Source organism: Burkholderia seminalis, assembly GCF_001718535.1.
Classification (GTDB): Bacteria; Pseudomonadota; Gammaproteobacteria; order Burkholderiales; family Burkholderiaceae; genus Burkholderia; species Burkholderia seminalis.
The window spans coordinates 354,654-370,036 of the sequence record NZ_CP013399.1 but is presented as its reverse complement, the minus strand read 5'-3'; the positions used below and the strand labels follow the sequence as shown (position 1 = coordinate 370,036).

The following is a 15,383-nucleotide window of genomic DNA, read 5'->3' as shown; positions in this document are numbered from 1 at the left end:
CCGACCAATTCGCCGGCCTGGCGCCGCGGAGGAGTCGCGACGACGGCCCGCAAGTCAGTGAGGCACGGCCGATTGAGATCGAACTAGCAAACAGGAACCTGAAATGAGTGATTTAAAAGAAGTGACCGAAGCGAGCTTCGAGTCCGATGTGACGTTGAACGGCCGCCCAGTACTGATCGACTTCTGGGCCGAATGGTGCGGACCGTGCAAGGCGCTGGCGCCGACGCTCGAGAAAGTGGCGCGGAGCTTCGAAGGGAAGGTCGACATCGTTAAGGTCAACGTCGACGAGCACCCAGCACTGCGCAAGCGCTTCGGCGTGCGCGGCATTCCCACCCTGGTGCTCATGAAAGGCGCCCACGAGGCGGGCCGCATGGTGGGGCCTCGTTCGGCCACGCAACTCGCCAGCTACCTGGATGCGCACCTGGGAACCGTCACGCAACTGTCGAAGCCCGATGTCACGCTATCCGCGTTCGGCGGCGATCCGCAAGTGAAAGCAGATCGAATTGCACGTTTGCGTGATTATCTGACGCGCATGCAACCGCCACGGAGCGTCCCCATGTGGCCGGAAAACGTCAGCAGTGCGTTCGCCTTTGTCGTTGGCTCGTCCGACCCGGACGAGTGGGCGACCGCGCTGGGCATGCCGACCGATGTGGTGGAACTGGCGCGAGTGCTGTCGAGCTACCGCGGCACCAATTTCAACGTCGCGGTGTTCGTCGCCGACTGGCTGGAGAGCGTACCGGTGGGCGCCAACCTCTCGGCGCTGCCGCGCCGGCTACTGAACGCCATTCTGGTGAGTCCGCTTCTCTCGGATACGCTGGGCGGGGACGCGGCATTGCTTGCGATTCGGGACGAGGTGGCCGCGCTGCATGTCGCGGAGATGGACGGCTCGCATCAGGCGGACGCGAGGTGGGCGGCCGTGGCGCAAACGGCCCAGGAGGCGGCCGCCGGGCCCACCGAAGGGAACCGGGCAAGGGCAGCCGCCGTGCTGGTAGCAGCGGCGTCTTCGTTGGCCCGGAATCCGGACATGCTGGCAGAATTCGTCGCGGCCCTTTGTAGATTCGTTCAAGCGTGCCTGAAGGCCGAATGCAACTGGAGCGATGAGGATGAGACTCGTTTTTTCAAATTGATGCGCGGCATCGACAAGCATGCGCGCGAGACCGGCGCCGAGCCGCCGAGAGGCAAAGCGATGGAGAAACGTGTGGCGGAGATCGATCCCCAACTGATGGAGCGGTTCCTCTTCCAATACGAAGAAGGCCAACGAGCCTCGAGCGAGCGGGGCAGCCAGATCGGCGACCTGCTGATTTCTCTAACCCGACAATTCGCGTGAGGGTAGTGTCAGGCTGTTCGAGAGACGGACGAGGGAGGGTAACGCGACAACACTCCAGCGACTATTTATAAAGATCGGGATCCCGACGCTACTTCGACACGAGATCCGCGTTCAACCCATGCGCGCGTGCAGCTTCCGCCAGTGAACGTGTCCGGGCTCGTATTTCCGCTGCGACCTGCATGCGAAACTCATTCGTGTAATTCTTTGAGTCTCATCGGCTGCAGTGATGGGTATCGCCACTGTCCATATAGTTGCGCACACAATCAATTTAACATAATTAACACTCTCGTCGGACCACATGCCAGCCTCTTGGAGGCTTGTAGCGAGCGTCCCGAGCGTAACCGAGTTCGTGCGGGCAATTTGGGGGCATTTTGACGGGAAACTGCTCGACGTCCCTTTGCCAGCAAGGCATTGCGGTCGATATTAGATTGCCGCTGAGCCAAATATGGGTAGGGGGCTATCTGCGCCTGTGGGAGTCTTATCTGGCCGATCCCCGCGAGCGATGGTTGTAGTCTGCTGTCTTCCGCCATGCCGGGCTCTCGTGCCGGGTCTCCCGTCAACAGGAGGTGTGTTGGGGTATCGACAGATGATCGGCCGTGCGGAGCAAGGCCGCAACGACCTTGTCGACCGTCGGCGCCATGTGCGCGTCGATCCGGCGCATGTACGGACAGGTCAGCACCGCGATCGCATGGTCGGACGACCCGAGGATCGGCGCGCTCAGATCGGTCACGCCATAGGCCTGACGGCTGTCCTGGCGCAGGTAGCCGGACTGCCGGATGGACTGGCATGCATACGCGAGTTCCTGCTCGTTCAGCGGCGCCTCGCCCTTGACCTTGCGATGCTCGGCCAGCATGTGCGCGCGTTGCTCGGGGCCCTGGAACGACAGCATCACGCGTCCCGACGCGGTATCGGCGAGCGCGATACGGGAGCCTAGCCGCACGGATACACCCCACGTGCCGGGGCCGTCGACCTGCGCGATCACGAGCAGGTTGCCGCGGTCGTAGACGGTCAGATGGCACGACTGTTCGACCGCATCGGCGAAGCGTTGCATCGGCGCCAACGCATCGGCGATCAGCCGGTTCATCGGCGGATGCCGGTGCGCGAGCGCGAACAGCTTGAGGCCGAGCGTGTAGCGATCGCCGCCGGTCGAACGCATCACGTAGCGGCGTGCGACGAGGCGCTCGAGCATCCGGTAGATCTCGCTCGCGTTGCGGCCGAGTTCCTTCGTGATTTCGGTGCGGGTGAGGCCTTCCTTCTGCTCGGACAGGAGTTCGAGAATGTCGAGTCCCTTGTCGAGCGCCGGGGCGCGATAGCGGTCGATCGCGTCGATCGAATCCGGCAGCTCGAAGTCGGATGGCAGGGCGCGGGTCGTTTGCATCGTCGGTGCGAGTGCCGGGATTTTCGTCGCTCGACTCATCGGGCCGGCAGGGTGACCGCGATGTCCACAGCCAGCGTTTCCGCGCCCGAATTCGACCGGATGCGGGTGACGGGCGCGGCGCTGCAGGCGTCGATGCCGGTCGCCAGCTTCACGTAGTGTTCGTCCGGGCAGAGGTTGTTCGCCGGATCGAAGCCGATCCATCCGAGCGGGTCGACGTAAACTTCAGCCCACGCATGATCAGCGGCTCCGGTTTCGTCATCGTCGCTGATCAGATAACCGGAAGCGAAGCGCGCGGGAAGGCCGAGCCGATGCGCCACGGCGATGAAGACATGCGCATGGTCGCGACATGTCCCGCCGGAACGGATCCATGCCGCTTCCGCATCGGTGGCGTCGTCGCCGTTCTCGAACCCCGATGCGAGGCGATCGTGCACGATGTCCATCAACTCGTGTAGTTGCAGCAGACGGTTCTGCGTGCTCTTCAGGGCCGACGCAAGTTCGATCAGCGAGTCCCCGGGGCGCGTGAGCGGCGATTCGCGCAGGAACAGCCACGGATTGGACCGATCGTCCGCGGAGCCCAGCACGCCGTCCTTGTTGTGCGTCGTCACTTCGCCGCGTGAAACGATGACGATCTCCGGGTCGTCGTTCGGGCGACGCACCAGGTCGACATGGTTTCCGAATCCGTCGATGTACGACAATTCCGGCTGCCTGTCGTTTGCGAGCAATTCCCAACGTCCGACCGTTTGGCCGGGATTCGACAACGGTCGCAGTCGAAGGCGCTGCAGTGCCTGCGGCAATGGCGTGTCGAAGGTATAACGCAGGGTGTGGGCGATTCCGATATGCATTGCGGTACTCAATCGAAATTGTAGGCCTGGGCGATGTCGAGCCCCAGTTGCTGATTGCGCCGAATGAATCCGGTCAGGAACTCGTGCAGGCCGTTCTTGAAGATGCGTTCGATCGTGCTGTCGGACAGCATCGTGAGCGTCTGCGCGGCGGTGTCGTGACACGCGTGAGCGGTGCCGTGCTCCTTCACGAGCAAGTTGAGGCTCGACATGACGCGCCCGTAGCAATGGCGCAGCGAGCGCGGCATGCGGCCGTTCAGGAGCAGGTAGTCGGCGATGTTCATCGGCTTGTACTTCACGCCGTACACCCAGCGGTACGAGTTGTGCGCTTCGACCGATCGCAGGATCGATTCCCAGTGGTTGGTATCGAGGATCGTGCCGACGTGCGACACCGACGGCAGCAGCAGGTGGTACTTCACGTCGATGATCCGCGCGGTGTTGTCCGCGCGCTCGATGAATGCGCCGATCTGCGCGAAATCGAAGATCTCGTTGCGCAACATCGTGCTGTAGAAGCTGCCGAGGATCAGCGCGGTTTCGCGCTTCACTTCGTCGAGCACGGCCGGCAGCTCGCTCTCCGGCACCGGCTGCGCCAGCGCGCGGCGCAGCGCGAGCCACGCGCCGTTCACGCTTTCCCACGCCTCGCGCGTGAGCGCCGTGCGCACCATCCGCGCGTTCGAGCGCGCGGCCTCGATGCACGACAGCACGCTCGACGGGTTGTCGCGGTCGCGCAGCAGGTAGTCGGTCACCGTATCGGCCGCATACGCGTCGTATTTCTCCCGGTAGCCGTCGTCCGCGCCCGAGCTGACGAGCACCGACGACCATTCGGCCGGCGCGTCGGACGTGCGCGTGAGCGCCATCCGCAGCCCGGCATCGACGATGCGCGCGATGTTCTCCGCGCGCTCGATATAGCGGTACATCCAGTAGAGCCCGCTTGCAGTACGTCCCAGAAGCATCTCGTGTCCACTCCGTCTTCGTTCGGTTCGCGCGCCGGCTGCGGCGCGCGCGGTCGCATCCGGCTCAGTCGGCCAGCACCCAGGTGTCCTTGGTGCCGCCGCCCTGGCTCGAGTTGACGACCAGCGATCCCTCCTTCAGCGCCACGCGCGTGAGCCCGCCCGGCGTGATGCGGATCCGGTCTGACACCAGCACGAACGGCCGCAGGTCGACGTGGCGCGGCGCGAGGCCGGCGTCGGTGAGGATCGGCGTCGTGGACAGCGCGAGCGTCGGCTGCGCGATGTAGTTCGCCGGACGCGCGCGCAGCTTCGCGGAAAACGCCTCGAGCTCGGCCTTCGACGCGCACGGGCCGACCAGCATCCCGTAGCCGCCCGAGCCGTGCACTTCCTTCACGACCAGTTCGTCGAGATGCTCGAGCACGTACTTCAGGCTGTCGGCCTCGCCGCAGCGCCAGGTCGGCACGTTCTCCAGCAGCGCCTTGCGCCCCGTGTAGAACTCGACGATCTCCGGCATGTACGAGTAGATCGCCTTGTCGTCGGCGATGCCGGTGCCCGGCGCGTTCGCGATCGTGATGTTGCCGGCGCGGTACACGTCCATGATCCCCGCCACGCCGAGCACCGAATCGGGGCGAAACGTGAGCGGATCGAGGAAGGCGTCGTCGACGCGGCGGTACAGCACGTCGATCGGCTGGAAGCCCTCGGTCGTGCGCATCGCGACGCGGCCGTCGATCACCTGCAGGTCGCTGCCCTCGACGAGGTGCACGCCCATCTGGTCGGCGAGGAACGAGTGTTCGTAGTACGCGGAATTGTGGATGCCGGGCGTGAGCACGGCGACGGTCGGGTTGTCGGCGTTGCCGCCCGGCGGGCACACCGCGGCGAGCGACTGGCGCAGCATCTGCGGATAGGTCTCGACCGGGCGCACCTTCACCTGCTGGAACAGCTCCGGGAAGAGCTGCATCATGGTCTCGCGGTTTTCCAGCATGTAGGACACGCCGGAGGGCGTGCGCGCGTTGTCCTCCAGCACGTAGAACTGGTTCTCGGCGGTGCGCACGATGTCGACGCCGATGATGTGCGTGTACACGTTGCCGGGCGGCCGGAAGTCGATCATCTCCGGGATGAACGCCTCGTTGTGCGCGATCAGGTGCTTGGGCACGATGCCCGCGCGCACGATTTCCTGGCGGTGGTAGATGTCGTCGAGGAAGGCGTTCAGCGCCATCACGCGCTGCTCGATGCCGAGCGAGAGGCGGCTCCATTCGGCGCCCGAGATGATGCGCGGGACGATGTCGAACGGAATCAGCCGCTCGGCGGCCTCCGCGTCGCCGTAGACGGCGAACGTGATGCCCGTCTTGCGGAACACGCCTTCCGCGTCGTGGGCTTTCTGGGCGAGGCTCGCGGGATTCTGCGTGTCGAGCCATGCCTTGACTCGCGAGTAGGGCGGGCGAACCTGATCGCCCGCAAGCATTTCGTCAAACGGTGCCATTGAATTGTCTCTTGTTCTGCGAGGCGGCCTGCGTCGGCCTCAGGCCGTCCGCCAATTGCGCGTCGGCTCAGTCGTTGCCTTTTTCGAGTACTTGCTGGGTCAGCGTGACCGACGGGATGGTCGGTTTGAGCAACCCGCGGCGTGCGCGGCTGCTCAGCCATTTCCAGCCGGCCACGAGCAGCAGCGCGACCAGCGGGATCGAGGCGATCGTCCAGGTGCCGTTCGGATAGTCGAATGCCATCAACACCAGCACGCCGAGCAGGAACAGCAGCGTGAGCCACGACGTCACGGGCGCGCCGGGCATCCTGAACGACACGTCGTCCACCTCGCCGCGCCTGACCGCGGCGCGGAACTTCATCTGGCACACGACGATGAAGCCCCACGTGCTGATGATGCCGAGCGACGCGATGTTCAGGACGATCTCGAACACGTTCGACGGCACGAGATAGTTGAGCAGGACGCCAACCACATAGATTGCGACGGTCACCAGAATGCCCGCGTACGGCACGGATTGCGCGCTCATTCGTCCGAGGAATGCGGGGGCCGAGCCGCCCATCGACAGCGAACGCAACACGCGCCCGGTCGAATAGAGGCCCGAGTTGAGGCTCGACAGCGCCGCCGTCAGCACCACCAGGTTCATCACCGAGCCGATGCCCGGCACGCCGAGCGCGCCGAAGAACGTGACGAACGGGCTCTGGCCCGCCTTGTACGCACTCCACGGCAGCAGGCAGACCAGCAGAACGACCGATGCGACGTAGAAGATCGCGATGCGCCAGATCACGTTGTTGATCGCGCGCGGCAGCACCTTGCGCGCATCCTTGCATTCGCCGGCCGCCGTGCCGACCAGTTCGACGCCCGCGAACGCGAACACCACGCCCTGCACCAGCACCAGCGCCGGCATCAGCCCGTGCGGAAAGAACCCGCCGTTGTCGGTGATCAGATGCATGCCGGTGTCGTGGCCGGCCACCGGCACGCCCGTGCCGAGGAGCACGGAGCCGATCGCGAGAAACAATACGATCGCGGCGACCTTGATCAGCGCGAACCAGAACTCCATCTCGGCGAACCACTTCACGCCGATCAGGTTCATCGTCGCGACGATGCAGAGCGCGACGAGCGCGAAGATCCACTGCGGCACGGCCGCGAACGGCGCCCAGTAATGCATGTACAGCGCGACGGCGGTGATGTCGACGATGCCGGTCATCGCCCAGTTGAGGAAGTACATCCAGCCTGCGACGAACGACGCCTTTTCGCCGAGGAATTCGCGCGCGTACGACACGAAGCTGCCGCTGCTGGGGCGATGCATCACGAGTTCGCCGAGCGCGCGCAGGATCAGGAACGAAAACGCGCCGCATACCAGGTAGACGATCGCGAGCGACGGTCCGGCGGCCTGCAGGCGGCCGCCGGCGCCGAGGAACAGACCGGTGCCGATGGCCCCGCCGATCGCGATCATCTGTACCTGTCGATTGCCGAGGGTCTTGTGATAGCCGGCTTCGTGCGATTCGAGCCAGCTGCGTTTGTTGGTTTCGCCCGTTGTCGACGGTTCCGGAAGCGATGCCATGATTGCGTCCTCGTGCTCTGAAGTGATTGCATTCGTCCCGATCGCGGGACGATCGGGAACGACTCGTACCGGAGAACCCGGGCGCGGAATCAGGCGCGCCCGTCCTGCTTGCGATTTGCCGATCGCGGCGAAACGCACGGTATGTCGCGAACGTATTCGGCCGTAATTCCCGTCACAAACGGAATGCAAATTTGGACTGAACCTGTTCGAATCCGTGCATATGGGCCACGACGATCGCGCCGCAAAACGCGCCGGCCGGCACCGCGCATGCACGGCGGTCGTGTTTCCCGGATGAACCGGTTAGGTAATTTGGTGCGCCCGCGCGCACTGCGGGGGCAACGGCTGTCGCCGATGCCGACTCATGCACCGAAATGAGGAATGCGGGTTGCCGGCATTTCCCGCTCGTGCCGGCACGGCAAGCGTTTCACGGCAATGGCCCGGTTTTTGCTGGAGTTGCATCGGCCGCGCAACGGTTGCGCGCTGCCCGACGACATACCAGACAAGGAAGATTCACCGTGAGCCCGACGACTCGACCGTTCCCCCGACGCACCTGGCTGGCTGCGCTGATCGCCGCACCCGTGATGGCGCTGTTCGCCGCTGCACCGGCACATGCCGACGCGCTCGACACCATCGCGAAAAACGGCGCACTGCGCGTGGCGGTGCCCGAAGACTATCCGCCGTTCGGCTCGGTCGGCACGGACATGCAGCCGCAGGGCTACGACATCGACATGGCCGAGCTGCTCGCCAAATCGCTCGGCGTGAAGCTGAAGCTGGTGCCCGTGAACAGCGCGAACCGGATTCCGTACCTGACGACCAACAAGGTCGACATGGTGATCTCGTCGCTCGGCAAGACGCCCGAGCGCGAGAAGGTCATCGACTTCTCGACCGCGTACGCGCCGTACTTCCAGGGCGTGTTCGGGCCGGCTGACGTGAAGGTGAGCGGGCCCGCCGACCTGACCGGCAAGACGGTCGGCGCCACGCGCGGCGCGCTCGAGGAGATCGCGCTGACGCAGCTTGCGCCGAACGCGACGATCAAGCGCTTCGAGGACAACAACGCGACGATCCAGGCGTTCCTGTCGGGGCAAGTGCAGCTGATCGCCGCCGGCAACATCGTCGCGGCGGCCATTCTCGCGAAGAATCCGCCGCGCCGGCCCGAGGTCAAGTTCGTGATCAAGAATTCGCCGTGCTTCGTCGGCGTCAACAAGAACGAGCCGCGCCTGCTCGCGAAGATCGACGATGCGATCACGCATGCGAAGCAGGACGGCACGCTGGGCGCGATGTCGCGGAAATGGCTCGGCCAGCCGTTGCCGGCGGGGCTGTGACGGATCGCCGTGTTGCCTGATACACCGCCGCGGCCGGCGCCGCCGGCGCGGCGGGTGTCGTTGTCCGAACCTGAACTTACTCAATCGTCATGAGCTACCAGCTTCAATTCGGCGATCTCGCCGAATACGCCGGCGTGTTCGCGAGCGGCGCGGCGATCACGCTCGCGCTGACCGCGGTCGCGACCGTGCTCGGCGTGGCGATCGGCGTGCTCGGTGCGGCCGCGTACAGCGTCGACGCGCCGGTGGTCGTGCGGCTGCGCCCGCTGATCGGCGCGTACGTCGAGGCGATCCGCAATACGCCGTTCGTCGTCCAGCTGTTCTTCATCTTCTTCGGATTGCCCGCGCTCGGCGTGCACATCGACGAATACACGGCCGCGATTCTCGCGATGACGCTCAATCTTGGCGCGTACTCGGTCGAGATCGTGCGCGCGGGCGTCGCCGCCGTCCCGAACGGGCATCTCGAGGCGGCGTCCGCGCTTGCGATGTCGCGCGCGCAGATGCTGCGCCACGTCGTGCTGCCGCAGGCGCTCGCCAAGGTGTTTCCCGCGCTCTCGAGCCAGATCGTGATCACGATGCTCGGTTCGGCGGTCGTGTCGCAGGTCTCGGTGGCCGACCTGACCTATGCGGCGGGCTACATTCAATCGCGCAACTTCCGCGCATTCGAGACGTATTTCGTCATCACGCTCGCGTACCTGGCGATGGCGCTGCTGCTGCGCGGCGCGCTCGGTTCGATGGGGCGCCGCCTGTTCTCCCGTCGTGTGCGAGGTGCGCGATGATCGATTTCACGTTCGGGCAGATTCTCGCCAACCTGCTGCTGGCCGCGCGCTGGACGATCGTGCTGTCGATCGTGTCGTTCCTGTCCGGCGGCCTGGTCGGCCTCGGGGTGCTCGTGATGCGCGTGTCGGGTTCGCCGGTGTTGCGTGGCGGTGCGAAGCTGTACATCGAGGTATTCCAGGGCACCCCGTTGCTGATGCAGCTGTTCATCGTGTTCTTCGGCCTGCCGCTCGTCGGGCTCGACGTGCCGCCGTGGGTCGCGGCCACGGCCGGGCTCACGTTCTTCACCAGTGCGTATCTCGCCGAAATCTGGCGCGGCTGCGTCGAGGCGGTGCCGAAAGGGCAGTGGGAGGCCTCGGCGAGCCTGGCCATGAGTTATGTCGAGCAGTTGCGTCACGTGATCCTTCCGCAGGCCGCACGCATCGCGATCGCGCCGACGGTCGGCTTCGGCGTGCAGGCCGTGAAGGATACGGCGCTGGTGTCGATCATCGGCTTCACCGAGCTGACCAAGGTCGGCATCGCGATCTCGAACGCGACGTTCCGGCCGTTCGTCGTGTACGGGCTCGTCGCGCTGATCTATTTCGCGCTCTGTTACCCGCTTACCCGTTATGCGCGCACGTTGCAAAGGAGATGGCATGTCGCTCGTTGAAACCCGTGGTCTCGAAAAGAACTTCGGTACCCATCATGTGCTCAAGGGCATCGATTTCTCCGTCGAGCGCGGGCAGGTCGTCTCGATCATCGGCCGCAGCGGCTCCGGCAAGAGCACGCTGCTGCGCACGCTCAACGGGCTCGAGAGCATCGACGCGGGCACGATCTCGGTCGACGGCGAGCGTGTCGATGCGCGGCACGCCGACCTGCGCGCGCTGCGGCTCAAGGTCGGGATGGTGTTCCAGCAGTACAACCTGTTTCCGCACCTGAGCGCCGGACAGAACGTGATGCTCGCGCAATCGGTCGTGAAGAAGGCGCATCGCCAGCAGGCGCGCGCGATCGCGGAATTGATGCTCGAGCGCGTCGGCCTTGGCGACAAGTTCGACGCGTTTCCGGAACAGCTGTCGGGTGGCCAGCAGCAGCGCGTGGCGATCGCGCGGGCGCTCGCGATGAAACCGAGCGTGCTGCTGTGCGACGAGATCACGTCCGCGCTCGATCCCGAGCTCGTCGGCGAGGTGCTGGGTGTCGTCGAGCAACTCGCGCGCGAGGACATGACGCTGATCATGGTCACGCACGAGATGAACTTCGCGCGCGCGGTGAGCGACCGGATCGTGTTCATGCACCAGGGCCGGGTGTGGGAAACCGGGACGGCCGAAGAGATCTTCGAGCGGCCGCAGACGGTGGAGCTGACGCGGTTTCTGGGCAGCGTCCGGAATACGGAAGCGGTGGCGCGCTGACCGGCTACTCCTGAGCGGTGCGGACATCGGCGCCGGCTCGACACCGACGTTTCAGCCTGCCGTGCGCCGCGCCGTATCCGGTGCGTGCGAGCCGGACGTGCCGCCGTATCGATGCGCTTCCGTGCGATCATGCGCGTGCGATGGCGCGGCGCCGTGTTCGGATCCCCGAGACGAGACCGGTTCCGCCTGTCGCCCGGCGGCGTGCGGGCACGCAGCTTGCGCGCAGCCGCCCGTCGCAACGCTTCGGAGGCTTCCATGAAACGACCACACCCGCTGATCGCGATCTGTGCGGTCGCAACGATCGGGTTCCATGCCGGTATCGCCTCGGCGGCGCCCGACGTATCGATCCACCGCGCCGATTACGGAAAGACCGCCGCCAGGCAGCCGGTGGCCCAGTACACGCTCGCGAACCCGCGCGGCGTGACGTTGAAGATCATCACGTACGGCGGCATCGTGACCGCGCTCGACGTGCCGGACCGGTCGGGTCACGTCGCCGACATCGTGCTCGGCTTCGATTCGCTGCGCGATTACGAGGCCCACAACGGCAACATCCATTTCGGCGCACTGATCGGCCGTTATGCGAACCGGATTGCCGGCGGGCGTTTCGCGCTCGGCGGCGGCACGTGGAAGCTGCCGGTCAACGACGGGCCGAACACGCTGCACGGCGGCCCCGACAGTTTCGACGCGAAGGTGTGGACGGTCGCCGGTACGCGGAGCGACGCGGACGGTTCGAGCGTCACGCTGCGCTACGTGAGCCCCGACGGCGAGAACGGTTTCCCCGGTACGTTGACGACGGACGTGACCTACACATTGACGCCCGACAACGTCATTCGCATCGACTATCGCGCAACGACCGACAAGGACACGGTCGTCAACCTGACCAACCACAGCTACTTCAACCTGGCGGGACAGGCCGGCGGCAGCGTCGAGCGGCAACTGATCGAGATCGCCGCATCGCGCTTCACGCCGACCGACGCCACGTCGATTCCGACCGGGCAACTGGCGAGCGTCGCGGGCACGCCGATGGACCTGCGCCAGTTGACGCCGATCGGCGCGCGTCTGCGCGACGCGGATCCGCAGCTCATGATCGCGCACGGCTACGACCAGAACTGGGTGCTCGACCAGGGCGGCCAGCCGGCACCGGCGTTTGCCGCGCGCGCTTACGACCCGGCGTCGGGGCGTTTCCTCGAGTTGTACACGACCCAGCCGGGGCTGCAGTTCTACACGTCCAACGGGTTGAACGGCAGCGTCGCGGGCAAGGGCGGAACGCTTTACCGGCAAACCGATGCGTTCGCGCTGGAAGCCGAGCATTTTCCCGACTCGCCGAACCATCCGGCGTTCCCGACGACGGTACTCAAGCCGGGCGAGACGCTGCACGAAGTGACGGTGTGGCGGGTAGGGGCACGATGAACGAAGGCGACGCCCGGCGCGCGTGCGTCATAGGTTGACGACGCCGCGGCCGATTTCGATCACGCGTCCGCCGACGCCTATGTCGCCCGTTGCGCCGATCGACAGCCGCAGCCGGCAAGGCCGGCCGACGGCGTCGCCCTGTTCGACCAGAAACGCGGCGGGCAGATCGTGTCCGGCGGCAAGCAACCAGCCGCCGAGATTCGCACAGGCCGACCCGGTGCCCGGATCTTCCGACACGCCGCCGCCCTGTTTCACGAAGAAGTAGCGCGACACGACCGTCCCCGGGCGCTCGGCGTCGAACGCGAACACGTATGCGGTCCTGCGCCCGAGCCTGCTGCGAGGCCAGATGTCCAGGCAGGCGCTGTCGGGCTGCGCGCGCCGCACGGCGGCGGGATCCCTGAGCGCGACCAGCAGTTGATCGGTGCCGGTGTCGATCCACTTCGGCGGCGCGAGCAGGTCGTCCTCGGCGAGCCCCAGCAGCGCTGCCGTCTGCGCATCGGACAGCTCGCACGGCGCCGTGTTCGGCATGCCCGCATGCGGCGCGGTGAAGGTCCAGACGTCGTCGCGCGCGTGGACGTCGACGATGCCCGCCTTGAATTCGAGTGCGAGCGTATCGCCGGTCTTGCGCAGGTCGCGCACGACGTGCGCGGTGCCGAGCGTCGGGTGGCCCGCGAAAGCCATCTCGTAGCCCGGCGTGAAGACGCGGACATGCGCATGCGCACGCGCCGACGGCAGCACGAAGGTCGTCTCCGACAGGTTGAACTGCACGGCCAGCGCCTGCATGGTCGCGTCGTCCATGCCGCGTGCGTCGTCGAACACGCAAAGCGGGTTGCCGCCGAACGTCGATTCGGCGAAGACATTCAACAGGCGAAAGGCATACGGCGTCATGTGAATCTCGCGTGAGGGGGCGCTTATCCGGCTTCGAAACCGGATGAACCGGCCGTGGGTACCGGCGTGATCGACGCACGGAATGGCCGTGCGGTATGCCATTGTGCCCGCAAGCGGCGAGGCGCGGCGCGGCGCACCCGCGATCCGTTTTTCATGCATCATCGGGTGTCTCCGATGCATCGACGACGAACCGGCACGGGTATTCCACCCCCTGCCACGATGGCGAGAATTTCTTGCGTGGAAGCAGGCAGTCGCGCGCGAGGCGCGTGCCTTTTTTGATCGCATCCGGACCCGGGTTCATCGTTTTTACGACAACGACGCCTTGCCTTTGCAGCACCTGTCGGGTTTAGCGTCGCCCAGCGCTTGCAGGTTCAACCATGCGGGAGGAAGACATGGCATCCGACGGAAGCGCCCGGAATGCGGAGAAAGCGCGGGCCGCTTCACCGCAGGCCGTTCTGGAAAAGATCGTGCGTGGCGTAAAGGGCTTCGGGATTCCCGCCGACACGGACTGGCCCACGGCAGCGCAATATCTGGCGGGCGACGACGGCCAGTGGAAATTGTCCGCCGTGCTGGTCCCGATCGTCGCGCGGCGCGAGCCGACGATCCTGCTCACCAAGCGGTCGTCGGGACTCAGCGAATACGCGTCGCACGTGAGCTTTCCGGGCGGGCGTCCGGCGGCGTCCGATGCCGGTATCGGCGCGACGGCGCTGCGCGAGGCGTTCGAGGAAATCGCCCTCGATCCCGGCGCGGTGCAGGTGGTCGGATGCATGCCGATCCATCGAACCCGAAAGCGTCGTCACGCGATTTTTCCGGTGGTCGGCATCGTGCCGGAAGCCGCCGCCTGGGAAGCCGCGCCGGCCGAAGTCGAGGCAATCTTCGAGTTTCCGTTTTCCGCGCTGCTGAATCCGGCGCTGCCGCGGCAATACGTCGACGGCGAACGCGCGGGCGGCTGGTACTGGGCCGATCAGCCGCAGGACATCTGGGGCGTGACCGCGTTCATCCTGAAGTCGCTGGCCGGCCTGGTGCTCGACGCCGATCGATGAGCGCCTGCGTCGCGCCGGGTTCCGGTGTCGATCAATGCGACGACACGAACACCGCATCGTCGAATGCATCCGGAATCGCGAAGCTGTCGCGCATGCGCCGCGTCTCCTGCGCCGGCGTCAGGCCGAACAGACGCTTGAATTCCCGGCTGAACTGCGACGGGCTCGTATAACCGACCGCATAACCGGCGGCCTCCGCCGTCAGGTCCTGACGCACCATCAACAGGCGCGCCTGATGCAGGCGCGTCGACTTCAGGTATTGCATCGGCGACACCTGCGTGATCGCCTTGAAGTGACTGTGAAAACTCGGCACGCTCATGCCGGCCGCGTCGGCCAGTCGCGACACGTCGAGCGGCTGCGCGTAGTCGGCATGGATCACGCGTAACGACCGCCCGATCCGGCCGAACTGTCCGCGCATCGCCAGCGCGCTGCGCATCGCGCTGCCCTGGGCGCCGGTGAGCACGCGGAAATACAGTTCGCGCAGCAGCGCCGGGCCGAGTATCGCGGCGTCGAGCGGCCGGTGCATTGCCTCGACGAAACGCAGCACCGACGCGTGCATCGCTTCGTCCATCGGCGTCGACATCATGCTTCTCGGTGCGTGCACGGGTTCCGCGCTGCCTTCGCGGTCGATCTGCGCGGCGAGTTCGGCGGCCAGCGTGAAATCGAGGTGCAGGTACAGCGCGAGCAGCGGGCGCTCGGGCGTGGCGTCGGTTTCCATGCTGAACGGGACGGGCACCGACACGGCCAGGTAATGGTGTTCGTCGTACAGATAGCGCTCGCCGCCGAAGTAGCCGCACTTGGAGCCCTGGCACACGATCACGATGCCGGGGTCGTACAGCACCGGCGTGCGCGACAGCGCGCGGTTCGAGCGCAGGATGCGCACGCTCGGCAGCGCCGTCAGGTTGTAGCCTTCGTCGGGCGCCAGCGTGCGCAGCAGCGTCACCAGGCGTTTCCGGTCGCGCGGCGACAGCGACGGATATCGGGCGGAGGTTGGGGCGTCGCTCATAGTTTTGTGCAAGAAAATCAGCGGAA

13 protein-coding genes and 1 pseudogene are annotated in these 15,383 nt (G+C 65.8%); 7 read left to right on the top strand and 7 right to left on the bottom strand.

Annotated elements, in window-relative coordinates; genetic code table 11:
• Positions 1–103: 103 nt before the first annotated feature.
• A pseudogene (gene trxA / locus WJ12_RS37105) lies at positions 104–424 on the top strand (thioredoxin); the annotation flags it as partial.
• A gap of 1,459 nt (positions 425–1,883) precedes the next feature.
• Here the strand turns inward: trxA and WJ12_RS17535 are convergent.
• The 5 genes from WJ12_RS17535 to ansP form a co-directional block, all read right to left on the bottom strand.
• Positions 1,884–2,705: an IclR family transcriptional regulator gene (locus WJ12_RS17535; protein ID WP_059562074.1), complete on the bottom strand. Its 822-nt coding sequence runs from the start codon at positions 2,703–2,705 to the stop codon at positions 1,884–1,886.
• 35 nt (positions 2,706–2,740) lie between these two features.
• Positions 2,741–3,547 (bottom strand): transglutaminase family protein, encoded by an 807-nt coding sequence (locus tag WJ12_RS17530; protein ID WP_059562070.1) that lies wholly within the window; start codon positions 3,545–3,547, stop codon positions 2,741–2,743.
• 8 nt (positions 3,548–3,555) lie between these two features.
• Positions 3,556–4,497: an alpha-E domain-containing protein gene (locus tag WJ12_RS17525; protein WP_069245754.1), complete on the bottom strand. Its 942-nt coding sequence runs from the start codon at positions 4,495–4,497 to the stop codon at positions 3,556–3,558.
• A gap of 64 nt (positions 4,498–4,561) precedes the next feature.
• Positions 4,562–5,974 (bottom strand): circularly permuted type 2 ATP-grasp protein, encoded by a 1,413-nt coding sequence (locus WJ12_RS17520; RefSeq protein WP_069245753.1) that lies wholly within the window; start codon positions 5,972–5,974, stop codon positions 4,562–4,564.
• A 67-nt stretch (positions 5,975–6,041) separates the two neighbouring features.
• Entirely contained in the window at positions 6,042–7,532 is a 1,491-nt protein-coding gene (ansP, locus tag WJ12_RS17515) for an L-asparagine permease (RefSeq protein WP_049036810.1), read from the bottom strand.
• Between the two features lie 515 nt (positions 7,533–8,047).
• On the opposite strand from ansP, the gene WJ12_RS17510 reads away from it, so the two are divergent.
• From WJ12_RS17510 to WJ12_RS17490, 5 genes are all read left to right on the top strand, one after another.
• The gene (locus WJ12_RS17510) at positions 8,048–8,854 is read left to right on the top strand and encodes a transporter substrate-binding domain-containing protein (RefSeq protein ID WP_034189546.1); all 807 of its coding nucleotides are present in this window, start codon (positions 8,048–8,050) and stop codon (positions 8,852–8,854) included.
• An 89-nt stretch (positions 8,855–8,943) separates the two neighbouring features.
• Complete coding sequence (locus tag WJ12_RS17505) at positions 8,944–9,630, top strand: amino acid ABC transporter permease (RefSeq protein ID WP_049036812.1); 687 nt, start codon at positions 8,944–8,946, stop codon at positions 9,628–9,630.
• A complete protein-coding gene (locus tag WJ12_RS17500) occupies positions 9,627–10,277 on the top strand; it encodes an amino acid ABC transporter permease (RefSeq protein ID WP_034189548.1) in 651 nt (216 codons plus the stop codon). The genes WJ12_RS17505 and WJ12_RS17500 overlap by 4 nt, the downstream gene beginning before the upstream one ends.
• Positions 10,264–11,013 carry an amino acid ABC transporter ATP-binding protein gene (locus WJ12_RS17495; protein WP_034189549.1) on the top strand — a complete coding sequence of 250 codons (750 nt, stop codon included), beginning with the start codon at positions 10,264–10,266 and terminating at the stop codon, positions 11,011–11,013. Before WJ12_RS17500 ends, WJ12_RS17495 begins: the two co-directional genes overlap by 14 nt.
• Positions 11,014–11,268: 255 nt before the next feature.
• On the top strand, positions 11,269–12,423 hold the full coding sequence (locus WJ12_RS17490) for an aldose epimerase family protein (RefSeq protein WP_059561330.1): 1,155 nt from the start codon (positions 11,269–11,271) through the stop codon (positions 12,421–12,423).
• A 27-nt stretch (positions 12,424–12,450) separates the two neighbouring features.
• Here WJ12_RS17490 and WJ12_RS17485 read toward each other — a convergent pair whose 3' ends face one another.
• The gene (locus WJ12_RS17485) at positions 12,451–13,311 is read right to left on the bottom strand and encodes a PhzF family phenazine biosynthesis protein (protein ID WP_034189551.1); all 861 of its coding nucleotides are present in this window, start codon (positions 13,309–13,311) and stop codon (positions 12,451–12,453) included.
• A gap of 392 nt (positions 13,312–13,703) precedes the next feature.
• Here WJ12_RS17485 and WJ12_RS17480 point away from each other — a divergent pair, with 392 nt between their 5' ends.
• A complete protein-coding gene (locus tag WJ12_RS17480) occupies positions 13,704–14,354 on the top strand; it encodes an NUDIX hydrolase (RefSeq protein WP_051701019.1) in 651 nt (216 codons plus the stop codon).
• 31 nt (positions 14,355–14,385) lie between these two features.
• On the opposite strand, the gene WJ12_RS17475 is transcribed toward WJ12_RS17480, so the two are convergent.
• On the bottom strand, positions 14,386–15,357 hold the full coding sequence (locus tag WJ12_RS17475; RefSeq protein WP_034189552.1) for an AraC family transcriptional regulator: 972 nt from the start codon (positions 15,355–15,357) through the stop codon (positions 14,386–14,388).
• Positions 15,358–15,383 lie beyond the last annotated feature (26 nt).